18 protein-coding genes are annotated in these 24,822 nt (G+C 61.2%); 10 read left to right on the forward strand and 8 right to left on the reverse strand.

The annotated features are described in order from the left end of the window. Positions 1-106: 106 nt before the first annotated feature. From der to Q8O69_RS06870, 3 genes are all read left to right on the forward strand, one after another. Complete coding sequence (der, locus tag Q8O69_RS06860; protein ID WP_305590690.1) at positions 107-1,579, forward strand: ribosome biogenesis GTPase Der; 1,473 nt, start codon at positions 107-109, stop codon at positions 1,577-1,579. 165 nt (positions 1,580-1,744) lie between these two features. Beyond that, positions 1,745-2,893: a pyridoxal phosphate-dependent aminotransferase gene (locus tag Q8O69_RS06865; protein WP_305590692.1), complete on the forward strand. Its 1,149-nt coding sequence runs from the start codon at positions 1,745-1,747 to the stop codon at positions 2,891-2,893. Then, the gene (locus tag Q8O69_RS06870) at positions 2,881-3,675 is read left to right on the forward strand and encodes an amidohydrolase (RefSeq protein ID WP_305590694.1); all 795 of its coding nucleotides are present in this window, start codon (positions 2,881-2,883) and stop codon (positions 3,673-3,675) included. The genes Q8O69_RS06865 and Q8O69_RS06870 overlap by 13 nt, the downstream gene beginning before the upstream one ends. 10 nt (positions 3,676-3,685) lie before the next feature. Here Q8O69_RS06870 and Q8O69_RS06875 read toward each other — a convergent pair whose 3' ends face one another. Both Q8O69_RS06875 and Q8O69_RS06880 read right to left on the reverse strand, forming a co-directional pair. Beyond that, positions 3,686-4,441: an ABC transporter substrate-binding protein gene (locus Q8O69_RS06875; protein WP_305590696.1), complete on the reverse strand. Its 756-nt coding sequence runs from the start codon at positions 4,439-4,441 to the stop codon at positions 3,686-3,688. Positions 4,442-4,526: 85 nt separating this feature from the next. Further along, a complete protein-coding gene (locus Q8O69_RS06880) occupies positions 4,527-4,913 on the reverse strand; it encodes a MerR family transcriptional regulator (protein ID WP_305590698.1) in 387 nt (128 codons plus the stop codon). 76 nt (positions 4,914-4,989) lie between these two features. On the opposite strand from Q8O69_RS06880, the gene Q8O69_RS06885 reads away from it, so the two are divergent. Beyond that, positions 4,990-6,063 carry an SDR family oxidoreductase gene (locus tag Q8O69_RS06885; RefSeq protein WP_305590700.1) on the forward strand — a complete coding sequence of 358 codons (1,074 nt, stop codon included), beginning with the start codon at positions 4,990-4,992 and terminating at the stop codon, positions 6,061-6,063. 157 nt (positions 6,064-6,220) lie between these two features. Here Q8O69_RS06885 and leuA read toward each other — a convergent pair whose 3' ends face one another. From leuA to xseA, 4 genes are all read right to left on the reverse strand, one after another. Beyond that, positions 6,221-7,891 (reverse strand): 2-isopropylmalate synthase, encoded by a 1,671-nt coding sequence (gene leuA / locus Q8O69_RS06890; RefSeq protein WP_305590702.1) that lies wholly within the window; start codon positions 7,889-7,891, stop codon positions 6,221-6,223. Between the two features lie 289 nt (positions 7,892-8,180). Beyond that, entirely contained in the window at positions 8,181-9,857 is a 1,677-nt protein-coding gene (locus Q8O69_RS06895; protein ID WP_305590703.1) for a flagellinolysin, read from the reverse strand. Positions 9,858-9,961: 104 nt separating this feature from the next. After that, positions 9,962-10,786, reverse strand: a complete 825-nt coding sequence (locus Q8O69_RS06900; RefSeq protein WP_305590704.1) for a peptidoglycan DD-metalloendopeptidase family protein — start codon at positions 10,784-10,786, stop codon at positions 9,962-9,964. A 63-nt stretch (positions 10,787-10,849) separates the two neighbouring features. Beyond that, positions 10,850-12,229, reverse strand: coding sequence for an exodeoxyribonuclease VII large subunit (gene xseA, locus Q8O69_RS06905; protein ID WP_305590706.1), 1,380 nt, complete (start codon positions 12,227-12,229; stop codon positions 10,850-10,852). A gap of 105 nt (positions 12,230-12,334) precedes the next feature. Between xseA and Q8O69_RS06910 the strand changes: the two genes are divergently transcribed. Beyond that, on the forward strand, positions 12,335-12,889 hold the full coding sequence (locus tag Q8O69_RS06910; protein WP_305590708.1) for a sugar ABC transporter ATPase: 555 nt from the start codon (positions 12,335-12,337) through the stop codon (positions 12,887-12,889). Between the two features lie 30 nt (positions 12,890-12,919). Here Q8O69_RS06910 and Q8O69_RS06915 read toward each other — a convergent pair whose 3' ends face one another. After that, entirely contained in the window at positions 12,920-15,049 is a 2,130-nt protein-coding gene (locus Q8O69_RS06915; protein ID WP_305590710.1) for a TonB-dependent siderophore receptor, read from the reverse strand. A gap of 170 nt (positions 15,050-15,219) precedes the next feature. Here Q8O69_RS06915 and guaB point away from each other — a divergent pair, with 170 nt between their 5' ends. From guaB to tadA, 5 genes are all read left to right on the forward strand, one after another. Further along, a complete protein-coding gene (gene guaB / locus Q8O69_RS06920) occupies positions 15,220-16,689 on the forward strand; it encodes an IMP dehydrogenase (RefSeq protein WP_305590712.1) in 1,470 nt (489 codons plus the stop codon). A 92-nt stretch (positions 16,690-16,781) separates the two neighbouring features. Next, positions 16,782-18,362: a glutamine-hydrolyzing GMP synthase gene (gene guaA, locus Q8O69_RS06925; protein WP_305590714.1), complete on the forward strand. Its 1,581-nt coding sequence runs from the start codon at positions 16,782-16,784 to the stop codon at positions 18,360-18,362. Positions 18,363-18,567: 205 nt separating this feature from the next. Then, positions 18,568-21,084 (forward strand): mechanosensitive ion channel family protein, encoded by a 2,517-nt coding sequence (locus tag Q8O69_RS06930; RefSeq protein ID WP_305590716.1) that lies wholly within the window; start codon positions 18,568-18,570, stop codon positions 21,082-21,084. Between the two features lie 145 nt (positions 21,085-21,229). Then, positions 21,230-22,600 carry a multicopper oxidase family protein gene (locus Q8O69_RS06935; protein WP_305590718.1) on the forward strand — a complete coding sequence of 457 codons (1,371 nt, stop codon included), beginning with the start codon at positions 21,230-21,232 and terminating at the stop codon, positions 22,598-22,600. Between the two features lie 2 nt (positions 22,601-22,602). Continuing rightward, positions 22,603-23,085, forward strand: a complete 483-nt coding sequence (gene tadA, locus Q8O69_RS06940) for a tRNA adenosine(34) deaminase TadA (protein ID WP_305590720.1) — start codon at positions 22,603-22,605, stop codon at positions 23,083-23,085. Positions 23,086-23,306: 221 nt separating this feature from the next. Here tadA and mltF read toward each other — a convergent pair whose 3' ends face one another. Further along, on the reverse strand, positions 23,307-24,767 hold the full coding sequence (gene mltF, locus Q8O69_RS06945; RefSeq protein ID WP_305590722.1) for a membrane-bound lytic murein transglycosylase MltF: 1,461 nt from the start codon (positions 24,765-24,767) through the stop codon (positions 23,307-23,309). Positions 24,768-24,822 lie beyond the last annotated feature (55 nt).

A 24,822-nucleotide genomic window follows, 5' to 3' on the forward strand; every position in this document is an offset into this window, starting at 1 on the left:
GCTGCACAGCACTTAGGGCTGCGCAGCACTGGCCAGTGCAATGAATTCCGGCCGCTGCCTCTGCAGCGGCTTTTGTATTTTCTGAAATAACGAAGTGGAGAGCCTAATGGTTCCCGTAATTGCCCTGGTGGGCCGCCCGAACGTCGGCAAGTCCACCCTGTTTAACCGCTTGACCAAGTCCCGTGACGCGATTGTCGGCGACCTGTCTGGTCTGACCCGTGATCGCCAGTACGGTGAGGCCAAGTGGCAGGGGCGAACCTATATCGTCATCGACACCGGTGGTATTTCCGGTGACGAGGAAGGCATTGACGCGAAGATGGCCGAGCAGTCGCTGCAGGCTATCGAAGAGGCCGATGCCGTACTGTTTCTGGTGGATGCCCGCGCCGGGCTGTCCGCCTCCGATCAGATGATCGGCGAGCACCTGCGTCGGCGTAACAAGCGCAGCTTCTTGGTCATCAACAAGGTCGACAACATCGACGCCGACCTGGCCCGCGCCGAGTTTTCCAGCATGGGCATGGGCGAATCCCTGGCGATTGCCGGTGCTCACGGTCGCGGCATCACCCAGATGCTTGAAGCCGTGCTCGGCTCCTTCCCCAAGGATGCCACCGAGCCGGAAGAGGGCGAGGAAGAAGAAGTCGTTCTCGAAGGTCAGGAAGCCAAGCGCATTCCCGGCCCGAGCGAAAAGGACGGCATCAAGCTGGCGATCATCGGCCGCCCTAACGTCGGCAAGTCGACCCTGGTCAACCGCATGCTTGGTGAAGAGCGGGTCATCGTTTATGACCAGGCCGGCACCACCCGCGACAGCATCTACATCCCGTTCGAACGCGATGATGAGAAGTACACCCTGATCGACACCGCCGGCGTACGTCGCCGCGGCAAGATCTTCGAGGCGGTGGAAAAGTTCTCGGTGGTGAAAACCCTGCAGGCGATCCAGGATTCCAACGTCGTGGTATTCGTTATGGATGCCCGCGAAGGTGTGGTCGATCACGACCTCAACCTGCTCGGCTTTGTCCTGGAAAGCGGCCGCGCCCTGGTAATCGCCCTGAACAAGTGGGATGGCATGGAGCCGAGCGAGCGCGACTATGTGAAGGTCGAGCTGCAACGCCGGCTGTTCTTTGTCGATTTCGCCGATATCCACTTTATCTCGGCGCTGCACGGCACCGGCGTGGGCAATCTGTACAAGTCTGTGCAGGCCTCGTTCAAGTCGGCGATCACCCGCTGGCCGACTAACCGTCTGACCACGATTCTTGAAGACGCCGTCAGCGATCACGCGCCGCCCATGGTCAACAATCGCCGCATCAAGTTGCGCTATGCCCACCTGGGTGGTGCCAACCCGCCGCTGATCGTGATTCACGGCAACCAGGTCGAGGCGGTACCCAAGTCCTATATCCGCTACCTGGAAAACACCTACCGCCGCGTGCTTAAGCTGGTCGGTACGCCGATCCGTATCGAGTTCAAGGGCGGCGATAACCCCTATGAGGGCAACAAGAACACCCTCACAGATCGTCAGGTAAACAAGAAGCGTCGTCTGATGAGCCACCACAAAAAGGCCGAGAAGAAGCGCAAAGACAAGCGCTAAGCCCTGGAGTTATTTCCAGCTTCAACGCTCTATAAAGGCACCTGCGGGTGCCTTTTGCCTTTCTGAGCGTTGGGCTATCCTGCGGCATTAACAGTGGCGTAGGGCGGGTGCAACCCGCCAGCTTGTGATTTTTGGCGGGTTGCACCCGCCCTACGGAATATAGCGATGCTTATCAGCAAGTTGCCTAATGTAGGCACCACCATCTTTACCCGCATGTCGCAGCTGGCTATGGAAGCAGGTGCTTTAAATCTGTCCCAGGGCTTCCCGGATTTCGATGGCCCGCAGGCCTTGCGTGATGCGGTCGGCCGGCATATTGCCGCCGGACATAACCAGTACGCGCCGATGACCGGCTTGCCAACGCTGCGCGAGCAGGTTGCGGCGAAGATCGCCCGCAGTTATGGCCGTATGGTCAGCGCCGATACTGAAGTCACCATAGTTCCCGGCGCTACCCAAGGCATCTTCTGCGCTATCCAGGCGCTGATTCAGCCGGGCGATGAAGTCATCGTCTTCGACCCCAGCTACGACAGCTACGAGCCCTCGGTGCAGCTGGCCGGCGGGCGCTGCGTGCATGTGCCGCTGGCCTTGCCGGGTTTCGCCATCGACTGGCAGCGTCTGCAGGATGCGCTAAGCGACAAGACTCGTCTGATTATCCTTAACAGCCCGCATAACCCCAGTGGTACCTTGATCTCCCGCGCCGAGCTGGATCAATTGGCTGCGTTGATCCGCGAGCGTGATATCTACCTGATCAGCGATGAGGTTTATGAGCATCTGGTATTCGATGGCGTCCAGCACGCCAGCATCCTCGCCCATGACGAGTTGTATCAGCGCGCCTTCGTGGTCAGCTCGTTCGGCAAGACCTATCACGTCACCGGCTGGAAGACCGGCTATGTGGTGGCGCCGCCGGCTTTGAGCGCCGAACTGCGCAAGGTCCATCAGTACGTCAGCTTCTGCGGCGTGACGCCGCTGCAATGGGCCTTGGCCGACTATATGGCCGAGCATCCCGAGCACGTCGAGGAGTTGCCGGCGTTCTACCAGGCCAAGCGCGATCTGTTTTGCGATCTGCTGGCCGGCTCGCGCTTTAGCTTTACCCGCGCTGCGGGCACTTATTTCCAGCTGGTCGATTACACGGCCATTCGCAACGATCTGGATGATGTCGCCATGGCCGAGTGGCTGACCCGCGAGCATGGCGTGGCGGCGATTCCGGTATCGGTGTTCTACCAGACACCACCCAAGGACTTGCGTTTGGTACGCTTCTGCTTTGCCAAGCGTGAAGAAACCCTGCGCCAGGCGGCTGACAAACTATGCGCGATCTAAGTCTATTGCCCGACCTCGAACTGGCGCTGATCCAGACCACCCTGGCCTGGCAGGACCCAGCAGCCAATCGCGCGCACTTCGGGTCTCTGCTGGAACAGGCGCGCGGTGCCGATCTGATCGTGCTGCCGGAGATGTTCAGTACCGGCTTTTCCATGGACTCTGCTGCTCTGGCCGAACCCGAGGACGGCCTGACCAGTCAGTGGCTGCGCGAGCAAGCCCAGAAGCTGCAGGCGGTGGTCACCGGCAGCCTGATTATCCAGGCTGCCGATGGCTCCTACCGTAATCGTCTGCTCTGGGCACGCCCGGATGGAACGGTGGCTCATTACGACAAGCGCCATCTGTTCCGCATGGCTGGCGAACACAAGCACTACAGCGCGGGTGAACAGCAGGTGCTGCTGGAGGTGAAGGGTTGGCAGGTGCGTCCGCTGATCTGCTACGACCTGCGTTTCCCTGTCTGGAGCCGAGACCCGCTGACCACCGACCTGCTGCTCTATACCGCCAATTGGCCAGCGGCGCGGCGCAATCACTGGAATCGCCTGTTGCCAGCGCGGGCTATCGAAAACCTGTGTTACGTGGCGGCGGTAAACCGCATTGGCGAGGACGGCAAAGGCCACGCCTACAGCGGCGACAGTCAGGTGCTGGATTTTCAGGGCGAGGCGCTGCTGGAGCCTGGGGCGGCGGATGGAGTGTTTCGGGTAACCCTCAAAGCCTCGGAGTTGGCAGCCTACCGTCAGCGTTTCCCGGCTTATCGCGATGCGGATGCTTTTGATCTGACCGACTGATGGACGACCGTTACTGCTTTAAGTAGTGATCGTAGATCGCCTGGTAGCGCCCGCTGGCCTTGAGTTGGGCGAGGCCGGCATTGAAGTCGTCGCGGATCTGCGGGTCGCGAAATACCGGCCGGTAGTTCTGCGGGTCTTCCTCGACAAACTGGTGCATGGCAATGCTCTTAGCTTTGAACAGAGTGGTACGTTCGAGCAGCAGTTCGAAATAGCGATAGATGCTGCGATCACTGAGTACCAGATCGTAACGGCCCTTGTTCAGGCCAAGTACCTGTAGTTCCTGATTGTTTTGCTCGAAGTACAAACCATCTTTCTGGCTGGCGGCCAGCCATTCGGGATAGCGCTGGGCCGCGCCTTGGAAGGCCACCACGCTAAGGCCCTTGAGGTCTTCAGGCTTCTGGATGTCAAAGCGCCGGCCTTGCAGGCTGACAAACACGTTGGAGTAGATCACCGCCGGGTTGCCGTAGTGACCACCGACTGCGGCAAGGTCCTGACCCAGGTCGGTCATGGCCGCATTCACTTCACCTTTGCGAAACGCCAGTGGCACGCGGGCCAGAGGAAAGTAGCGGGGTTCGAGTGTGTGGCCGCGAAATGCCAGGGCTTCGCCAATTACTTCCAGCTCGATACCGCTGTCGCTTTCCGGGAAACAGAAGGGCGGGATCTTTTCTCCGAAGGCCATGACCACGGTGGCCGCCAGACTATTTACGCTGCAAGCGAGCAGCAGTGGCAGGGTGAGGGTGCACATCCAGTGTGTCAGTGAACGCATGGTCAGGTACTCCTGCAATCCATCGCTTTTAGTGTAGATGTCGCTCGTGCGCTCGCCGTGCGCTTGGTCTGATAGCCGGGTTGATTTAGCGAGCCGCCAGAGTCGTCCGTATAGCCGCCTGTTCGGCAGCACTGGCTTCCAGGCGCAGCTTCTCGCTACATAGAAAGTCGCGCAGTTGCTGCAGGTCGGCAATCTTCTGCTCCACCTCAACCAGCTTGCGACTGACCAGCGCGGCGCCCTGGGCGCAGTCGAGCTGTTGCTCGCGCCGGGCTTTGAGGATTTCGCCAATCTCGCCGAGGGAAAAGCCCATGCCCTGCGCTTGTTGGATAAACCCCAGGTCATTGAGCGTTTGCTGGCTGTATTCGCGGTAATTGTTGTCGCGCCGCAGGGCGCTGATCAGCCCCAGGCTTTCGTAATAACGCAGGGTGTGGCGGCTAGAGCCGCTGCGTTTTTCCAGTTCGCCTATGCGCATGAAAATCTCGCTTGACTGTAGAGTGTGCTCAACAGTTTAGCCTGCTCGGGTCACTAACGGCTCGGGTGGATTGATCATGAACAAACACTGTTTGGTAACCGGCGGCAGCGGCTTTATCGGTCAGCATCTTCTGGCGCTACTGACTCGTCAGGGCCACTCGGCGTCGCTGCTGATGCGTCAGCCGCAAGCCTTGCCGGCCTTGCGTACTCAGATTGAGCAATTGGGCGGCCGCGGTGAGTTGCTGACGGCAGTAGCCGGTGACCTGGGACGCGCTGACCTGGGCCTGGATGCTGCCGCGCGCGAGCAGGTGCGTCAGGCTGCCGTGGTGTTTCACCTGGGCGCGCAGTTTGCCTGGGGGCTGGCTGCCGAGCAGGCGCGGCAGGTCAATGTTGAGGGGGCGTTGGCGGTGGCTGAATTGGCGGCGCAGCAAGGCAGTCGGCTGCTGATGGTGGGCGGTTTTATGCTGGCTAATCATGGGCATCTACAGCGTATCGGCATTGGTTTGCAGCAGTCCGAGCGCACCGATTGGGACAAGGTCTATAAGCGCACCGGGGCCTATGAGGGCAGCAAGCTGGAGGCGCATTTTCGCGTACGCGCGCGTATGGCTGAGTTGCAGGCAGCACTGACGGTGGTGCACCCGGCTACCGTGTGCGGTCATAGCCGCAGCGGGCATATTCTGCCGGCGCAGCCGTTGGCTGGGCTGATCGGCAATCTGGCGGGCGGTTTGCTCGGGGCGATTCCGGGCTCGACAGCGCATTGGCTGCCGCTGGTCAGTGTGGATTTTCTCGCCGAGCTGATCGTGGCCGCAGCCTTTGATGAGCAGCAGGCCGGGCAGGAGATTCTCGCGTTGGATGCCGCGACGCCCAACCTGCAGGGCATGCTGCAGCAATTGGCCAACACGCTTAATGTGCGAGCGCCGAATCGGCATATGCCGATTCCTTTGTTGCGGGCGTTGCTGAAGATTCCGGGTGTGCCGCGTTTGCTGCGCACCGATGCCGAGTCGCTGGACTTTATCCAGACCACTCGTTTCGATACCGGCGCGACCCAGGCTTTGGCGCAGCGCCATCAACTGCACTGGCCGGATATCGGCCAGGCGTTGCAGGCTACAGCGCGTTACCTGGCGAACGAGCCGTCAGCCATAGAGCGCTGACGGCGGCTGCCGCGATCTGCAGTGCGTTGAAAGCGTAGGCGAGGCAGGCAAGACAAGGCGAAAACGGCCGAAGAAGCGCAGTTTACGTGTTGTAAATGAGCATTCTGAGGCCGTTTTCAACGCAGTATTGCCAACGCAGGTAGTTTTCAACGCACTGCTAGGCAGCTTGTTCGGCTGCCTGGCCAATGGCCCTATTCAGCGCGCTAAACAGCGCACGGAAGCTCGCAGTAGTCAGGTTTTCGTCAATGCCGACGCCATGCAGCGCCCGGCCGCCGTTAACCCGCAGTTCGATATAGGCCGCCGCCTTGGCGTTGGTGCCGGCGCCGATGGCGTGTTCGCTGTAGTCCATGATCTCCACGGCCACCGGCAGGCCGGCGACCAGGGCTTCCAGTGGGCCTTTGCCGATACCGCGCCAGTGCTGGCTGTCGCCGTCGGTGATGATCTCCACATCAACCGCGCTGGTACCGTTTTCTTCCTGCAGGCGATGGCCTTTCAGCGCATAGGGCGCAGTGGCTTGCAGGTATTCGCGCTCCAGCAGCTGATAGATCTGCGCGGCGCTCATCTCCAGGCCGAGGCGGTCGGTTTCCTTCTGTACCACCTGGCTGAACTCGATCTGCATGCGCCGCGGCAGGTTGATGCCGTATTCCTGTTCGAGCAGGAAGGTGATGCCACCCTTGCCGGACTGGCTGTTGACGCGAATTACCGCCTCGTAATCGCGGCCGATATCGGCTGGGTCGATCGGCAGGTAGGGCACTTCCCACACGGCGTCGCTTTTCTGCTGGGCGAAGCCCTTACGGATCGCATCCTGGTGCGAGCCGGAGAAAGCGGTATGCACCAGGTCGCCGACATAGGGATGGCGCGGGTGCACCGGGATCTGGTTGCAGTCCTCGACCACCTTGCGCACGGTGTCGATATCGGAGAAATCCAGCTCCGGGTCAACGCCTTGGGTGTAGAGGTTCAGCGCCAGGGTCACCAGGCAGACGTTGCCGGTGCGCTCGCCATTGCCGAACAGGCAGCCTTCGACGCGATCCGCGCCAGCCATCACCGCCAACTCGGAGGCTGCCACGCCGGTGCCACGGTCGTTGTGGGTGTGCACGCTGAGCAGCACGCTGTTGCGCTTGTCGATATGGCGGCCGAACCACTCAATCTGGTCGGCGTAGTTGTTCGGCGTGGCGCATTCGATGGTGGCTGGCAGGTTGAGGATCAGCTTGTTCGCCTGGGTCGGCTGGAACACCTCGATTACCGCGTTGCACACCTCGACGGCGAAATCGATTTCGGTGGAGCTGAACACCTCCGGCGAATACTCGAAGCCCCACTGGGTTTCCGGCGCGGCGTCGGCCAGGCGCTTGATGGTCTTGCCCGCAGCCACGGCGATGGCCTTGACGCCGGCTTTGTCTTGGTTGAAGACGATCTTGCGAAAGCTCGGCGCGCAGGCGTTGTAGTAGTGGACGATGGCGCGCTTGGCCCCCTTGAGCGACTCGAAGGTGCGCTCGATAAGGTCGTCACGGGCCTGGGTCAGCACCTGAATGGTCACGTCATCCGGGATATGGCCGCCTTCGATCAGCTCGCGAACGAAGTCGAAATCGGTTTGCGAGGCGGACGGGAAGCCCACTTCGATTTCCTTCAAGCCCACGGCCAGCAGGCACTTGAAGAAGCGCATCTTCTTCTCGGCATCCATCGGCTCGATCAACGACTGGTTGCCATCGCGCAGGTCGGTGGACAGCCAGATTGGCGCCTTGTCGATGATCTTGTCCGGCCAGGTGCGGTCTGGAATCTGGATCTGGGTGAACGGGCGGTATTTGCTGGACGGGTCTTTAAGCATGCTCATGGGGCAATCCTTTTAGCGCGGCGGCAATCGGCGAGCCGGGCGAAATTTGAAAAAATAAGGCAGGGCGTGGGCGTAAGAATTAGCCACGCAGTCGCTGGCTGACCAAGCAGAGGTTGGCGTGTTGGCGCAGCAGAATAAGGGTGTGATTAGTGTGCATGGCGTCAACCCTAACCAGCGAGGCTAAAGCGTGCAAGCATTGATAAGAAAACGCTTTATGATTGCTTGTTTAAGGTTTTTTTGGGTTTTTTTTGCGGCGATGTGGCGAATATGTAGCGGCGATTGCGAGCGCTTAGCCGAGCAGGCTTAGCACGGTTTGCGGCCGTTGATTGGCCTGGGCAAGTACGCTTTGCGCGGCCTGCTGAATGATCTGCCGAGAAACCAGGTTGGAGGTTTCTGCCGCGAAATCGGTGTCGAGGATGCGTGAGCGGCTGGCAGCGGCGTTCTCGGCAATGCTTTGCAGATTGTTGATGGTGCTTTCCAGGCGATTCTGCAGGGCACCCATATAGCCGCGCTGGCGGTCGATATAGGCCAGGGCATCATCAATGTCCATGACGGCCAGGCCAGGTGTCTGACTGAGGTCTAGGCGACTTAGGGCCATCGCATCGACGCTGAATGCACTGAAGCCGATTTGGATCGTTTCATAGGCCTGGGCTCCGACTTGGAACTGGGTGATGGTGTTGCCGCCTACACCGTTGGCATTGAACAGTTCCGGCTCAACCAGCTTGAAGCCTTTGGAGCCTGGGAGCCCAGTCCCCTGATTGGGCAGCACATTCTCGGCGGTGAGCACATTGCCACCGTCAGCATCGAAGCCGCCAATTGCACCGGTATCAGCGTTGCTCAGGTCTAGTCCTGCAACGTAGGTTGCCGCATCGGCATTGAACTGGGTATTGAAGTCGGCCAGGCTGCTAAAGGCTCCTTTGCTGGCGTTGGTCAAAGCTTGGTCCAGGGTCGAGCCGCTGTTCTGTTGCAGGTAGCCCATGATGTCTTTTATACCTTTGCCGCCCGCCGCTTTGATTTCCTCATGCATATAGCGCACGGCAGCGTAGCCGCCTGAATAGCCGGCTGAGGCGCTGACATCGTCGGCGTTAAATGCAGCCAGGATGGCGGCTGTATTGGTGCCGCCTGCGGTGTCTCCAGCCAGGCGCTCGTCGGCACCCTGCAAGGCTTCTGCGCTGCCTTCGATAAACCAGCTGGGTAGCCCGGCAAAGTTCATGGTGCGGCCCATGACCGCGTGGGCCATTTCGTGGGCAATCACCCTGTCGGTGTACTGCGGTGTGCTGCCGCCGTTGGGCAGGCTGGAGGCATCGAAATAGGCCAGGTTGACATTGAGCACCTGATCAAAGATTTTCCCGCCAGCACCGGAGGTGCCAGAAACCGAGGCCAGGGTTTGGCTGGATGAGTCATTGGTAAAGGTTATTTCCAGCTCAGCGCCATCGGCAGTCAGGCCGAAGGCATCGAATACCCGTTGCTCGCCTTCGCTGATCCAGAAGCCCTTTAAGGCATTGAGTACGGCCCGCTGGTCGAGATCCCCCAGAACCGAAAAGGTGCCTTGATCAAATACTTTGCGGCCGGCAAAGGTCGTGGTTTCGTTGACCCGGTTGATCTCCTGCAGCAGCTGTTGTGCTTCCTGATCAAGCGCGGCACGTTCACTGGCACCGTTGGAACCGTTCATGGCCTGCAAGCCGAGCGAGCGAATGCGCTGCAGGGCGTCGGTGACGCTTTGCAAAGCGCCTTCCGCTACCTGCAGCAGCGATATGCCGTCGTTGGCGTTGCGCGTGGCCACGTTCAGCCCCCGCACTTGCGAGGTCAGACGGTTGGAGATTTGCAGCCCGGCGGCATCGTCCTTGGCGCTGTTGATGCGCTGACCGGTGGACAGGCGCTGCAGCGAAGTACCGAGGGCCGTGCTGTTGCTCTCCAATTGGCGGCGCGTGAACGACGACGAGATGTTGGTGTTAACCGTCAGCATCTACGTGTGTACCCGCTCGACCGGGCGGAAAACCCGGTGTCACAGACGTAATCGGCATGTGCTGAGAAGGCTTGAGATGTTCGCGGAGCCAGGTCGACGAACGGTCAGGGCGTGAACGCGCCAATAAAAATCGCTGGATCGACGCGTGCGTCATTCAGGCTGACGTTCCAGTGCAGGTGCGGCCCGGTGGCGCGGCCGGTGGCGCCGACTTTGCCTAGTACGCCGCCGCGTGGCAGCTCATCGCCGACTTTTACGCCGATGGCCGAGAGGTGGCAGAACATGCTGATCAGGCCCTGGCCGTGGTCGACAAACACGGTTTTGCCGTTGAAGAAGTAGTCGCCAATCAGGATCACCTTGCCAGCGGCCGGGGCCTTGATCGGCGTGCCGCTATTGGCCGCGAAGTCCAGCCCCGAGTGTGGGTTGCGCTCCTCGCCATTGAAGAAACGGCGCAGGCCGAACGGGCTGGACAGCGGGCCGTTGACCGGCCTATCGAACAGCAGGTTGCTAGGTTGTCGCGCACTGAACTGCTGATAGGCGCGGGTCTGTTCGGCCAGTTCGCGCTCGATGCGTTTGAGGTTGGCCGCGTTCGGGTTGACCTGCTGCTGGTTCTTGATGGTGATGCGCTGTTCGACGTAATGCTTGCTGCCCACCTGAAAGCTCAGGGTCTGGCTGCCGTTGACGCTGATCTGCTGGCTGCCCGGTTTGATGCTCAGCGGGATGCCAACGATGGCGATCCAGCGTTGCTGATCCTCGTGAATCACCAGCACCGGTTTGTTCTGATAGCGCACGCTGGGCGCGCTGCTCGCTGGCCCCAGGTCCACCACGGCCACGCCGCCGGGCACGGGTTTATTCAGCAGTCGGCTGATAAAGCCTTCGGCGTGGACGGGCAGGGCGAGGCAGAGCAGGGCGAGCAGAGTGAACAGGCGCATTGAGTATCCGTAGGGTGGATAGCGTGAAGCTTATCCACCGCTTTAAAAGGTAAATCGAAAAGGTCAATCGAGCAGCGAGAGGGTGACCGGTTGCACATGGTTGTCTTCGACTCGCACATCCAGCTCACCGTTGCTTAGGCGCGCCTTCAGGCGTTGGCCGGGGCGGGTGTCGGCGGCGTTGCGGATAGCGCGGCCGCGCTCATCCAGCAGGATGCTGTAGCCACGGCCGAGGGTCGCCAGCGGGCTGACCGCGTGCAGCGTCTGCACCTGGCTATGCAGCTGCAGGCGGCGCGCCTTGAGGCCTTCGCGCATGCTGCGTTGCAGGCGTTCGGCCAGGGCTTGCAGGCGTTGATCGAGCAGCTTGAGGTTGCGTTCAGGGTGCAGGCTGAGCAGGCGGGTTTGCAGATGATTCAGGCGTTCGCGGCGATTGTTCAGCTGGCGTGCGAAGGCGCGGGTCAGGCGCATCTCCAGGTCATCAATACGCTGCGCATGCTGGCGCAGGCGTTCGCCGGGGTGGCGCAAGCGCCGCTGCAAACCGTCCAGGCGCATGCGCTCGCGCTCCAGCCGGTGCTGCATGCGCAGGTTCAAGCGGCGCTTGAGGTTATGCAGGCGTTGCACCAGCTCGCTGCTGTCGGGGGCCAGCAGTTCGGCGGCGGCCGAGGGCGTTGGCGCGCGCACGTCGGCAACAAAGTCGGCGATGGACACATCGGTTTCATGGCCTACGGCGCTGACGATGGGCGTGATGCAGGCAGCAATGGCGCGGGCCACCGGTTCTTCGTTAAAGCACCAGAGATCTTCCAGTGAACCGCCGCCACGGGCGAGGATCAGCGCATCAAAGCCCCTAGCGTCGGCCACACCGAGGGCGCGGACAATCTGTGCGGTGGCCTCGCGGCCCTGTACGGCGGTGGGGATCAGGGTCAGCTCGACCTGCGGTGCGCGGCGGCGGAATACGCTGATAATGTCGCGGATCACCGCGCCGGTCGGCGAGCTGATAATACCGATGCGTTTCGGATGAGCCGGGAGGGCAACTTTCGCTTCGGCTGCGAACAGCCCTTCGGCGCTGAGCTTTTCTTTTAGCGCTTCGAAGGCCAGGCGCAGCGCGCCATCGCCGGCGGGTTCCACTGCATCGAGAATCAGCTGGTAGTCGCCGCGCCCTTCGAACAGCGAGACCTTGCCACGTACCTTGACCGCCAGACCATCACGCAGCGCCTGGCGCACCTTGGCGGCGTTCTGCCGGAACAGCGCGCAGCGCACCTGGGCCTGACTATCTTTAAGGGTGAAGTAGATATGCCCGGACGCCGGCTTGGCTAGGTTGGAGATTTCCCCCTCGACCCAGATGCCGCCGAATACATCTTCCAGCAGCAGGCGTGCGCGGTTGTTCAGTTGACTGACGCTGAGCACCTCGCGGTCGAGGTTCAGGCGTTGGAAGGGGGCTTTGATCATGGCCTGCATAATAAAGGCTTTGCTCTGTCGGCCATAGCGGATTGGTCTTGACCGCCACCATGAGCCCATTAAGCTGCGCGCCTTTAGCGCAAACCGAGTCCCGTTATGAGTGAGCAGCAGGCGATCATCGTGCCGCAGATTTCCAGCTTTCCCGGCCACGAGGCGCGGGCGCGGTTGATCGTGCGCTGGCTGGTCAAGCAGAACATCATCGAAGAGCAGCTAACCACCTGTGGGCGTACTTACAAGCATATGGGCTACGGCATTGCCGAGGGTGCGCGGCGCGTAGTCGAGCGTCCGGAACTGCTGCCGTTCGGCCAAGCGGTGCATGGCTTGGAAATTATCTACAAGCGCTGCATCTATACGCCGACCGCTGGCTTTCTGGAGGAGGCCGGCTGCCCTGAGTGCAGGCGCGAGGTCGGCGAAAGGCTGTTCGATAGCTTGGAAGACTGGATGCCGGGGCATACCGATAACTTCCGCTGTCCGCTGTGCGGCCATGAAGACGATATCAACGGCTTTCTGTTTCTGCAGCCCTGCGGCTTTTCCAATCTGGGCTTTATCTTCAATAACTGGGCAGATGCTGGCTTCAAGCAAAGCTTTCTCGACGAGTTTGCTGCCCGTCTGGGCTATCCGTTGTCGCTGGTGCGGGTCGATCTTGCCTGAGTGGGTTCGTCCTTGAACCGATCTAAATAGTTAGAAATCGACGCTGGCCGATAGGCGAAGTTCGCGCGGTTCGCCGACCGCGACGCGCAGGTTGCCGCCGCTGGAGGGGTAGTACTCCTGGTTGAACAGGTTGCGCGCGTTCAGCTGCAGGCGGGTCTTGTCGCCCAGTAGCTGGCTTTCCCAGCTGACAAATGCATCGGCCACGGTGTAGCTGTCCAGCCAGAAGCTGTTGGCGTTATCGCCTGCACGTTCGCCGACATAGCGCGCGCCGCCGCCAATCCGCCATTGTCCGGCGTCGCTGGGCAGCGCCAGGTGGTGAGTCAGGTACAGGCTGGCGATATTCTGCGCGGCATTCACCAGTTCATTGCCCTGGTTGGCTGGGTCGTCGATGATTTCCGTATCGGTGTAGGCATAGGTGCCGAGCAGCTCCCAGCGCTCGGCAATACGCCCGCTGATATCGATTTCCACACCCTGCGAGCCGACCTTGCCGGCCGCTTGCGAGGTGCCATTGTTGCTGACCACGACGTTCTTTTTCTCGATATCGAACACTGCGGCGCTGGCCGTGAGGGCGTTGCCTAGGTCGAGCTTGATACCCACTTCATAGCTGCGGCCCTCTTCAGGGTCGAACGCCAGGCCGGTGTCGGCATCGGAGGCATTGGGCACAAACGAGCGGCTGTAGTTGCCGTACAACGAGACCTGCTGATTGAGCTGGTAGACCAGGCCGGCAAACGGCAGAAAGCTGTTGTCCTGGCGGTCGGTGGTTTTCTTGTAGTCGCTGCCACGCCCTTGTTCGACCAATTGCTCAAAGTGCTGGTAACGGCCGCCTGCTACGAGAATCCATTGCTCGTTAAGGTGCCAATTGTCCTTCACATACAGCGAGCGCGAATGGAGTTTGTCGCTTCTGTCGCTTTGCACGGTGCTAAGCAGCGAAGGTTCGGCGAGGTTGCCGTAGACCGGGCGAAAAATATTGAAGCCACCGACGGCCAAGCCGCGATAGGTGTCGCCACGGAAATTGTCGACCTGCTCAGTGTCGATGCCCAGCAACAGGTCATGACGTTGGCCGAACACGCTGGCGTTGCCGATCCAGTCCCAGGCCAGGTACTGGGTCTGGTTGTCGTGTTCGCTGCCATCGGCAACACGGCGCAATGCGCCAGTGGCCGGGTTCAGGCTGCCCGCGCGGGTGTCAGGCCGCGCTTCGGCATAGTCGTAGCGCTCGTTGTTCCAACCGTAGGTCAGGCGGCTTAGCCAGTCCGGGTTGAGTTGGTACTCGGCTTTGGCGGTAAACAGCTCATCGGTGCCTTCGGCTTTAGCCCAGCGCTCGTTAAAGCGCGCGTTGTACTTAGTGTTCGCCGGTTTGCCGTTGATGATCACCGTGCCGCGATCCACCGGGGTCGAGTATTCCTTATGCTCGTAGGCCAGACTGATACGCAGGTCATCACCGCTCCAGCTGAGGGACGGGGCTACCAGTGTGTGGTTGTCCGCGCCGAAGTTGCGCCAGTAGTCCCCGTGCTGCCGTTCGGCAATCAGGCGGTAGGCGAAGCCGCTGTCGCCCAACGGGCCGGTGGTGTCGAGCATGATGTTGCCGTCGCCCTCGCTGCTGGTTTCACCGCTGATCTGCGTGCGCCGCTGGTATTCGGGCTGCTTGCTGATCACGTTGATCAGCCCGCCGGGCTCCAGTGCGCCATACAGCAGAGAGGCCGGGCCTTTGAGCACTTCCACCCGCTCGGTGGTGGCGCTGAAGTTGCGCGACAGGCTGGAGCGGATGCCGTCACGCAGAATCGAGCCGTCGGCGTTGGTGCCGAAACCCCGTTTGACGAAGCCGTCCTGGGTGCCGGCCAGGGTGTTGCTCTGAGTCATGCCGCTGACGAACTTCATCGCGTCGTCCAGCGATTGCACCTGATAGTCCTCGATCACCTGTTCGGTGACCACCTGCACCGCCTGGGCCTCTTGCATGATCGGCACGGCGCTTTTGCTCGCGGTGCTGGCTGTGCTGGCGCTGTAGCCGGTTTGGTCTTCACGGGTGGCGGTGACGGCCTGGCTTGGCAGCTCAAGTGGGCTGGCAGTTTCGGCCGCGAGGCTGCTGGCGGCAGGCATCAAGGCCAGGGCGAGAAGGGTGAGATGCCAGGCAGACTGGACAGGGGAGAGGCGGTTGGTGGGCATGTGCTACTCAGGTGCGGGTGTTTTTGAGAATCATTATTGTATTGTTCTCATCCCGCTTCTGGATAGCGCCGCATAAGCTCCGCGCAGTTATGTTGTTGTTTGCGTTGAGTGCAGGGGGGCGTCTGAGTATAATGGCGCGCTTCCAATTTTCCCGTCCGGGAGCCCCCGCCATGCTGCGTATCAGTCAAGAAGCTCTTACCTTCGACGACGTTCTACTTATTCCAGGTTATTCCGAAGTTCTGCCGAAGGATGTCAGCCTCAAAACGCGTCTGACCCGTGGCATTGAACTGAATATTCCGTTGCTCTCTGCTGCCATGGATACCGTGACTGAAGCCCGTCTGGCGATTGCCATGGCTCAGGAAGGCGGCATCGGCATCATCCACAAGAACATGACCGTCGAGCAGCAAGCTGCCGAAGTACGCAAGGTCAAACGCTACGAGGCGGGCGTGGTCAAGGACCCGATCACCATCGAAGCCGACGCCACCGTACGTGATCTGTTCGAACTGACCCGCATGCACAACATCTCCGGCGTACCGGTGCTGAGCGATGGCGACCTGGTCGGCATCGTCACCTCCCGCGATGTGCGTTTCGAGAACCGCCTGGACGCCACCGTGCGTGAAGTGATGACGCCAAAAGAGCGTCTGGTCACCGTCCCGGAAGGCGCCGACAAAGACCTGGTGCGCGAGCTGCTGCACAAGCACCGCATCGAAAAAGTTCTGATCGTCGATGGTGCCTTCCACCTGAAGGGCATGATGACCGTCAAGGACATCGAAAAAGCCAAGGCCTACCCGCTGGCCAGCAAGGACGATCAAGGCCGTCTGCGCGTCGGCGCTGCTGTCGGCACCGGTGCCGATACTGCTGACCGCGTCGCTGCACTGGCTAACGCCGGTGTTGACGTGATCATCGTCGACACCGCACACGGTCACTCCAAAGGCGTGATCGACCGCGTGCGTTGGGTCAAGCAGAACTTCCCGGACGTGCAGGTGATCGGTGGCAACATCGCCACCGGCGAAGCCGCCAAGGCTCTGGCCGAAGCTGGCGCCGATGCGGTCAAGGTCGGTATCGGCCCAGGCTCGATCTGCACCACGCGCATCGTTGCCGGTGTTGGCGTACCGCAGATCTCCGCCGTGGCTAACGTTGCCGCCGCACTGGCTGGCACCGGTGTGCCGTTGATCGCCGATGGCGGTATCCGTTTCTCCGGTGACCTGTCCAAGGCCATCGTCGCCGGCGCGTCCTGCGTGATGATCGGTTCGATGCTCGCCGGTACTGAAGAAGCACCGGGCGAAGTCGAGCTGTTCCAGGGCCGCTCCTACAAGGCTTACCGCGGTATGGGCTCGCTGGGCGCCATGGCTCAGGCGCAGGGCTCTTCGGATCGTTACTTCCAGGACTCCTCGGCCGGTGCCGAGAAGCTGGTGCCGGAAGGTATCGAAGGCCGCGTGCCATACAAGGGCGCAATGGCAGCCATCGTTCACCAGCTGATGGGCGGCCTGCGTGCCTCCATGGGCTACACCGGTTGTGCGACGGTCGAAGAGATGCGCAGCAAGCCTGAGTTTGTGCGCATCACCGGCGCTGGCATGGCCGAGTCCCATGTACACGACGTACAGATCACCAAAGAAGCCCCGAACTACCGCGTGGGTTAATTGTTGATCAGTTGATATAAAGCCCGGGGCTGTCGCTGTTGTTTTACAGGGCAGCCCCGAGTCATTTGTGAATTCCGCTACGAGAGACGGCCATGGCTCATCAAGACATCCACGCTCACCGCATCCTGATTCTGGATTTCGGCTCCCAGTACACCCAGCTGATCGCCCGCCGCGTTCGCGAGATCGGTGTGTATTGCGAGCTGCACCCGTTCGACATGAGCGACGATGACATCCGTGCCTTCGCCCCGCGCGGAATCATCCTCGCCGGTGGCCCGGAGTCGGTGCATGAAGCCGGCAGCCCGCGTGCGCCGAAAGCCGTGTTCGACCTCGGCGTACCGGTTTTCGGCATCTGCTACGGCATGCAGACCATGGCCGAGCAGCTGGGTGGCAAGGTTGAAGGTTCCGAGCTGCGTGAGTTCGGTTATGCCCGCGTCGATATCGTCGGCAAGGCCCGCCTGCTCAACGGTATCGAAGACCACGTTGATGACGACGGCGTATTCGGCCTTGACGTCTGGATGAGCCACGGCGACAAAGTCACCGCCATGCCGGCTGGCTTCCATATTCTCGCCAGCACCCCGAGCTGCCCGATCGCCGCCATGGCCGACGACAGTCGCGGCTACTACGGCGTGCAGTTCCACCCGGAAGTGACCCACACCAAGCAGGGCGGTCGCATCCTCTCGCGCTTTATCCTGGACATCTGCGGCTGTGAAGCGCTGTGGACCGCCTCCAATATCGTTGACGACGCCATCGCCAACGTGCGCGCCCAGGTTGGCAGCGCCAACGTATTGCTCGGCCTGTCCGGCGGTGTGGATTCCTCGGTTGTTGCGGCGCTGCTGCACAAAGCCATCGGCGATCAGCTGACCTGTGTATTTGTCGACAACGGCCTGCTGCGTCTGCACGAAGGCGAGCAAGTGATGGCCATGTTCGCCGAGAACATGGGCGTCAAAGTGATCCGCGCCAACGCCGAAGAGCAGTTCCTCAACAACCTGGCCGGCGAAGCGGATCCAGAGAAGAAGCGCAAGATCATCGGCCGCACCTTTATCGACGTGTTCGATGCCGAGTCCTGCAAGCTGGACAACATCAAGTTCCTCGCCCAGGGCACCATCTACCCGGACGTGATCGAGTCGGCTGGCGCGAAAAGCGGCAAGGCCCACGTGATCAAGTCGCACCACAACGTCGGCGGCCTGCCGGAAGAAATGAACCTGAAACTGGTCGAGCCGCTGCGCGAACTGTTCAAGGACGAAGTGCGCCGCCTGGGTCTCGAGCTCGGCCTGCCGTACGACATGGTTTATCGTCACCCATTCCCAGGCCCAGGTCTGGGCGTGCGCATCCTCGGTGAAGTGAAGAAGGAATACGCCGACCTGCTGCGCCGCGCCGACCATATCTTTATCGAAGAGCTGCGCAAGGCCGACTGGTACCACAAGGTCAGCCAGGCCTTCGTGGTGTTCCAGCCGGTGAAATCCGTGGGTGTGGTTGGCGATGGTCGCCGTTACGCCTGGGTCGTCGCCCTGCGCGCGGTGGAAACCATCGACTTTATGACCGCACGTTGGGCGCACCTGCCTTACGAACTGCTGGAAACCGTCAGCGGCCGCATCATCAACGAAATCGAAGGCATCTCCCGCGTCACCTATGACGTGTCGAGCAAGCCGCCTGCCACCATCGAGTGGGAGTAACCAGAAGGGGCCTACGGGCCCCTTTTTGTTAGCCCCTAGGCGTGGGTATCGGACAGCCGCTGTTCTCTATTGGCTTAGAGGCAGCGGTTGTTTTTATTCAGTCAGCCGCAGGCTGGCGAGACCTGCAGCGCTTATCGTGGCTATGCTCGGGCTGCGGATTGAACCAGAATCCAGGTGTTCGGCCATTTATGCAGGGAGATCAGCGATGACCGCATTATTTGCCTTGGCGAGCATGGCGCGGTGTTGTGCTGCAAGCGGGGGCGGCTCACTTGGCCATCTGCTGGGGCTGGCCCTGAGCGCTCTGCTGCTGGCCGTCAGCCCTGCCTGGGGGCAAGACGAGCCTGCTCCTGCTGCCCCAACTGCCACGGCTGCTGCGGCGATTGCCCTGAGCGACATTCTGCTGCGCGCGGATGATGACCAGCGTCTTGCGGACCGCGCCAAACGCCGGGCAGCGAGTGCTGATCCGGCTGCCGCGCTTGGCGCTCTGCTCGATGACATTGCGCGCCCCGTCGATGAGAAATTGCAGACCTTCAGCGTGGATGAGCTGCGCCAGCTGCCTTTTGTGCGGCTGGAGAGTCTGGCGCGCCACTGGAGCTTCGACGCGCATCGTATTCAAGCCTGGCGTGCGCAGATGCGCGCCGTCACCAAACCTTATGCCGATGACACGGCCGAGCTGTCGCTGCGCCGTGCGCGTTGGCAAGCCACGCGCGCGGCGACCCCGGCAGACAGCATGCCCGTGCCTCTGGCTCGGCAGATCGACTTGATGATCAGCGAACTGCAGGCGGCCGAGCAGGTGCTTGCCGCTCCGCTGGAGCAGCTGATTGAGTTGGGGCAACGGGCCAATGCGATCAACTCGAGCATTCAGCTTGGGCGCGAAGAGGTGGACAGGGTAATCAGTGGCGTTGATGCACGTCTGTTCAGTCGTGATGCGTTACCGCTGTGGCAGGCGCTGCACGTGCCTGACGACCAGCAAGCCGATGCGGATTCCGTGGTGCCAGGGCTGGATATTGAAATCCGCTTTGCCAATGCCTACAGCGCGGTGAACACCATCAAGGTGCACACGATGCAAGCGCTGCTGGTGCTGCTGTTGCTTGTGTTGCTCTGGCTGGCGCGCCAGCAGCGCTTGGCGCCTCATGCGAGCCGTGATGACGATAGCCAGCGGGTGGCCGCGCGCCCGTTGTCCGCCTGGTTGCTGCTGGCCGTGATGGCCGTGCAGGTGTTCGAGTCGGATGCGCCCATGCTGGCGCTTGAGGTGCTGACGCTGCTGGCAGTGGTGCCTGCGTTGCGCATGCTCCCGCAGCGTGCCCATGACCTGCTTGGCAGCTGGCCGCTAATGGCGGCTGGCTTGTATCTGGCAGACCGGCTGGGGGCGCTGTTATGGGGCGGTGAAGACTTTTATCGCGTGTTTCAGCTCGGGCTGACGGTCGTCGCGCTGCTACTCACGCTCTGGCTACTGCGGCAGATGCTGCGGCGAGCCGAACGCAGTGTCGTCTGGGCGCGCTCGATGGTGCGTGGGATCGTTTGGCTGGGCGGTGGGCTGCTGCTGGCTTCACTGCTGGCCAATTTTGCCGGTGCCGTGCTGCTGACGCAGACGCTCACCAGCGGGGTGATCGACAGCGGTTATATCGGCCTGCTGCTGTACGCCAGCATGACTGTAGTCAATGCGCTGCTGCGGATGCTGATGGAGTTGCCGGCTGTGCAGCGGGTATGGCTGTTTCGTCGACACGGCCAGGCATTGTTGAGTTGGTTGCGTCGCGCATTGTTACTGGCAGCGGCAGTCAGTTGGCTGCTGTACAGCATGGATCGCTTTCGCGTGTTGCTGCCGGTGCAGGCGTTCGTCAGTCAGGTGTTGGGCTATGACGTCGAGGTCGGCGAGTTGTCCATCAGCCTTGGTGATGTACTGGTGTTTGCCCTGTCGGTGCTGATAACCATCGCCGCAGCGCGGGCGACCAAGTTGATACTGCGCGAGCAGTTGCAGGGGCATAGTCGCTTGCCACGTGGTGTGGGCAACAGCATCGCCTCGCTCACCTATTACGCGCTGCTGTTGCTGGGCTTTTTGCTGGCGTTGTCGGCGGCGGGTTTCAAGGTCAGTCAGTTGACGCTGTTGTTCGGCGCACTGGGTGTGGGTATTGGCTTTGGCTTGCAGGGGCTGGTGAGTAACTTCGTGTCGGGGCTGGTGTTGATGTTCGAGCGGCCGATTCAGCCTGGCGACGTTATCGAGATCAACGGCGCCAGCGGCAGCGTCCGCGAAATTGGCCTACGCGCCACCAAAATCCGTACCTTCGATGGCGCCGACATCGTGGTGCCTAATGGCACCCTGGTTGCCAATAACCTGACCAACTGGACGCTGCAGGACCGCAATCGGCGCATTGAAGTGCCAATCGGCGTCGCATACGGCAGCGACCCTGCCCAAGTGATTGAGCTACTGGCCAGCGTGGCACGCGCTGTCCCTGGGGTGGCCGCAGAACCTGCGCCGGTCGTGTTGTTGCAGGAGTATGGTGACAGCTCGCTGAACTTCAGCTTGCGCGCCTGGGCGCAGGACTACGATCGTTGGACCACTACGCGCAGCGAGCTGATGGTGAGCATGCTGCAAGCGCTTGCAGCGGCCAATATCAGCATCCCGTACAACCAATACGACCTCAATCTTCGCGGGGTGCCTGACGAGTTGACCGAGGCGATGCGCCAGGTCGGTCAGGGCGGCGGTAAGTTGGACGCTTCCTGATTCCCTATGCCAGCGGTGCGGCAATCAGCCTCGATTTCAGGCTCGTCTTGAACGCTAGTTAGATGAGAAACTATTGCATCTATCGGGAGTGAGTTCTTCCTCCGATGCATCGCCATGGCATATAGCCAGGCAACCTGGAGTGGATATGTTGTTTTCCCGCAGACAAATGCTGATCGGCCTGGCTGGGCTTGGCGTCGTCGGACTTGGTGCTGGTGGTGTGCGCTACTGGCTGGGTCGTCCGGAAAATGTGGCGACCCACGACTATGAGCTGATCGCCGCGCCGTTGGATATCGAGCTGGTGCCGGGCCAAACCACCTCGGCCTGGGCCTATGGTGGGCAAGCGCCTGGGGTTGAGCTGCGTTGCCGTCAGGGCGAGCGCTTGCGCGTGCGCTTCATTAATCAGCTGGACGTGCCGACCACTATTCACTGGCATGGCATCCGTCTGCCGTTGGCGATGGACGGCGTGCCTTATGTGTCGCAGGCGCCGGTGCTGCCGGGTGAATACTTCGACTACAACTTCATCACCCCCGACGCCGGCAGCTTCTGGTATCACCCGCACGTCGCCAGCGGCGAGCAGCTGGGGCGCGGTCTGGTCGGTGCATTGATCGTCGAAGAGCGTGAGCCGACGGGTTTCATCCACGATCACACGCTGAACCTGAAAAGCTGGCATATCGACGAGCAGGGCGCTTTTACCGATTTCAGCGTACCGCGCGAGGCGGCGCGTGGCGGCACCCCTGGGCGACTGAGTACGGTCAATGGCAAGCACGCGCCAACCCTGGATTTGCCTGCCGGGCAGGTGGTGCGTCTGCGCCTGATCAATCTGGATAACACCCTGACCTATCGCCTTAACCTGCCCGGCGCGGATGCACGTATCTATGCGCTGGACGGCAATCCGGTCGAGCCAAGGCCGCTGGGTAAGGAGTACTGGCTGGGGCCAGGTATGCGTATCGAACTTGGGTTGAAGGTGCCTGCGGCCGGCAATGAGCTGTCGTTGCGTAACGGGCCATTGCGCTTGGCGACCTTGCGCGCGCGGCCCAATGCCGAGGGGGCGGGTGAGTGGCCGCCTGCGCTGCCAGCTAACCCGGTGGCCGAGCCTGATCTGGCCAATGCGGAAACCGTCAAATTCAACTTCGAGTGGGCTGGTGCGGTATCGGTCGGTCTGGACCAGGGCGCGGCGCACAGCTTCTGGCAGATCAATGGCCAGGCCTGGGATATCAACGACAAGACCTGCGCCGACCGGCCAATTGCTCGGCTGCAGCTGGGCAAGAGTTATATCATCGAGCTGCGCAACCTCAGCCAGTATCAGCACCCGATCCATCTGCATGGCATGACCTTTAAGGTGCTGGCCTCGGACCGCAAGTCGATCATCCCGTATTTCACCGACACCTACCTGCTGGGCAAGAATGAGCGTGCTCGCGTCGCGCTGGTCGCTGATAATCCCGGGGTATGGATGTTCCACTGCCATGTGATCGACCATATGGAAACCGGTCTGATGGCATCAATCGAGGTCGTTTAAGCGTGCGCCAACCCCTGATCATTGATCGCAGCCAGGATCAGCACTTTATGCGCGAGGCCCTGGCCCTGGCTGCCGAAGGTGCAGCCTTGGGCGAAGTGCCGGTTGGCGCGGTGCTGGTGCAGGATGGCCAGATTGTCGGGCGCGGCTTTAACTGCCCGATCTCCACCCATGACCCCAGCGCCCATGCCGAGATGGTGGCGATACGCGCCGCCGCCCAGGCCGTGGATAACTACCGTCTGCCGGGCAGCACCCTGTATGTCACCCTGGAACCGTGCAGCATGTGTGCCGGGCTGATCGTACATGCGCGGGTGCAGCGCGTGGTGTATGGCGCTACCGAACCCAAAGCTGGTGTGGCGTTGAGTCGTGGGCAGTTTTTCAGCCAGGAGTTTCTCAATCACCGGGTGCTGATTGAGGGCGGCGTATTGGCGGAGGAGTGTGGGGCGGTGCTGAGTGCGTTCTTCAAAGCCAGGCGCGAGCAGCGCTAGAACCTATCCAAAGTCTGCTGCGCGTCGGCCCTGCGGCGTTAAACCAGGCTCGGTAAGCCGCTTGCGGCTAACGCGCTTTAGCGCGACCCGAAGGGCGAGCGAAGCGGGTAATGCTCATTTACATCAGTAAACTCCGCTTCCTCGCCGTTTTGACCAGCCGGAGGCTGTTACTACGTAGCGCCTTGCAGGACTCTAGCTCGCGAGCCTTTGAGCAGGTTCTGTTAAAGCGGCGGGGTCTGCTCGTTGGGCTGACGTTTGTCGATGCCCGGCAGGTGCTGATTGCTTTCCGCGAGCTGGGAGCCTTCCAGCTGCGGCTGGGTTACCCAGGTGAGGATGTCGTAGTAGCGGCGGATGTTGCGCACAAAGTGCACCGGCTCACCGCCACGGGCATAGCCATAACGGGTTTTGCTGTACCACTGCTTCTGCGACAGGCGCGGCAGAATCTTCTGCACATCCAGCCACTTATTCGGGTCCAGGCCTTCGGCCTCGGTGAGCTTGCGCGCATCTTCCAAATGGCCGCCGCCGATGTTGTAGGAGGCCAGGGCGAACCAGGTGCGATCCGGCTCCTGAATGCTCTCCGGCAGCTGGTTCTTCACGTAGACAATGTATTTGGCGCCGCCTTCGATGCTCTGCTTGGGGTTCAGGCGGTCCGATACCCCCATGGCCTGGGCGGTGCGCAGGGTCAGCATCATCAGCCCGCGCACGCCGGTTTTCGAGGTGGCGGTGGGTTGCCAGAGTGACTCCTGATAACCCATGGCGGCGAGCAGGCGCCAGTCGACCTGATTGGCCTGGGCGGCTTCGCGGAAGTACTTCTCGTAGCGCGGCAGGCGTTGCTGCAGGTGTTTGGCGAAGGTGTAGGCGCCGACATAACCGAGTACATCGACATGGCCGTAGTAGCGATCTTTCAATCGCTGCAGGCTGCCGTTCTGGTGCGCGCGCTCGATAAAGGCATTCATCTCATCAAGCAGGCTGCGGTCTTCACCGGGGGCAGTGGCCCAGGCCAGGTTTTGCGCATCGCCCAGATCAAAGGCCACGCGCACGTTGGAGAAGTACACCTGATTCATCGCCAGTTCGTTGGAGTCGACCAGGGTCAGGTCAATCTGCCCTTCATCAACCATGCGCAGCAGGTCGACCACTTCAACGGCAGCGGATTCTTCGTAAGCCAGTTCCGGTAATTGCAGTTTGAGCGCGGCCAGCTGTTCGGCATGGCTGCTGCCTTTAAGTACCAGAATGCGTTTGCCGAGCAGATCATCAGGGCGGGTTGGGCGTTGCTGGCCGTTGCGGTAGATCACCTGGGGGGTGACTTCGAGGTAGGGCAGGGAGAAGCGTGCGTGCTGCTGCCGTCCGTCGCTTTCTACCAGGCCGGCGGCGGCCAATACCGGGCCGTTGGGCTTGTTCAGGCTGGCGAACAGCTCGTCGAGGTTGTCGGCGGTTTCGATTTTCAGCTCAAGGCCCAGGTCGTCGGCAAAGCGCTTCACCAGCTCGTATTCGAAGCCAGTTTCGCCGTTACGGTCCTGGAAATAGGTGGCCGGGCTGTTACGGGTGATCACCCGCAGTACACCCTCCGCCTGAACGCGCTCGAGTGTGCTGGGTTCTTCAGCACAGCCGCCGAGCAGCAGGAGGATTCCGATCACCGACAGCCAGCAGGCGCAGCGCACACGGAACGCAGATTGGGCAAACATTGGCGCAGTATACGCAAAGCATGGGGCGCGCCATATCTCGACAGCGGGTGGCTTC

The organism is Pseudomonas sp., assembly GCF_030690725.1.
GTDB lineage: Bacteria > Pseudomonadota > Gammaproteobacteria > Pseudomonadales > Pseudomonadaceae > Aquipseudomonas.

What these genes read in the sequence shown, in the direction of transcription:
- xseA (WP_305590706.1), bottom strand. Translation starts at nt 12,229, where the DNA reads ATGATCAAAGCCCCCTTCCAACGCCTGAACCTCGACCGCGAGGTGCTC.
- guaA (WP_305590714.1), top strand. Translation starts at nt 16,782, where the DNA reads ATGGCTCATCAAGACATCCACGCTCACCGCATCCTGATTCTGGATTTC.
- Q8O69_RS06870 (WP_305590694.1), top strand. Translation starts at nt 2,881, where the DNA reads ATGCGCGATCTAAGTCTATTGCCCGACCTCGAACTGGCGCTGATCCAG.
- Q8O69_RS06900 (WP_305590704.1), bottom strand. Translation starts at nt 10,786, where the DNA reads ATGCGCCTGTTCACTCTGCTCGCCCTGCTCTGCCTCGCCCTGCCCGTC.
- guaB (WP_305590712.1), top strand. Translation starts at nt 15,220, where the DNA reads ATGCTGCGTATCAGTCAAGAAGCTCTTACCTTCGACGACGTTCTACTT.
- Q8O69_RS06885 (WP_305590700.1), top strand. Translation starts at nt 4,990, where the DNA reads ATGAACAAACACTGTTTGGTAACCGGCGGCAGCGGCTTTATCGGTCAG.
- Q8O69_RS06915 (WP_305590710.1), bottom strand. Translation starts at nt 15,049, where the DNA reads ATGCCCACCAACCGCCTCTCCCCTGTCCAGTCTGCCTGGCATCTCACC.
- Q8O69_RS06910 (WP_305590708.1), top strand. Translation starts at nt 12,335, where the DNA reads ATGAGTGAGCAGCAGGCGATCATCGTGCCGCAGATTTCCAGCTTTCCC.
- mltF (WP_305590722.1), bottom strand. Translation starts at nt 24,767, where the DNA reads ATGTTTGCCCAATCTGCGTTCCGTGTGCGCTGCGCCTGCTGGCTGTCG.
- leuA (WP_305590702.1), bottom strand. Translation starts at nt 7,891, where the DNA reads ATGAGCATGCTTAAAGACCCGTCCAGCAAATACCGCCCGTTCACCCAG.
- Q8O69_RS06930 (WP_305590716.1), top strand. Translation starts at nt 18,568, where the DNA reads ATGACCGCATTATTTGCCTTGGCGAGCATGGCGCGGTGTTGTGCTGCA.
- der (WP_305590690.1), top strand. Translation starts at nt 107, where the DNA reads ATGGTTCCCGTAATTGCCCTGGTGGGCCGCCCGAACGTCGGCAAGTCC.
- Q8O69_RS06865 (WP_305590692.1), top strand. Translation starts at nt 1,745, where the DNA reads ATGCTTATCAGCAAGTTGCCTAATGTAGGCACCACCATCTTTACCCGC.
- Q8O69_RS06880 (WP_305590698.1), bottom strand. Translation starts at nt 4,913, where the DNA reads ATGCGCATAGGCGAACTGGAAAAACGCAGCGGCTCTAGCCGCCACACC.
- Q8O69_RS06935 (WP_305590718.1), top strand. Translation starts at nt 21,230, where the DNA reads ATGTTGTTTTCCCGCAGACAAATGCTGATCGGCCTGGCTGGGCTTGGC.
- Q8O69_RS06895 (WP_305590703.1), bottom strand. Translation starts at nt 9,857, where the DNA reads ATGCTGACGGTTAACACCAACATCTCGTCGTCGTTCACGCGCCGCCAA.
- Q8O69_RS06875 (WP_305590696.1), bottom strand. Translation starts at nt 4,441, where the DNA reads ATGCGTTCACTGACACACTGGATGTGCACCCTCACCCTGCCACTGCTG.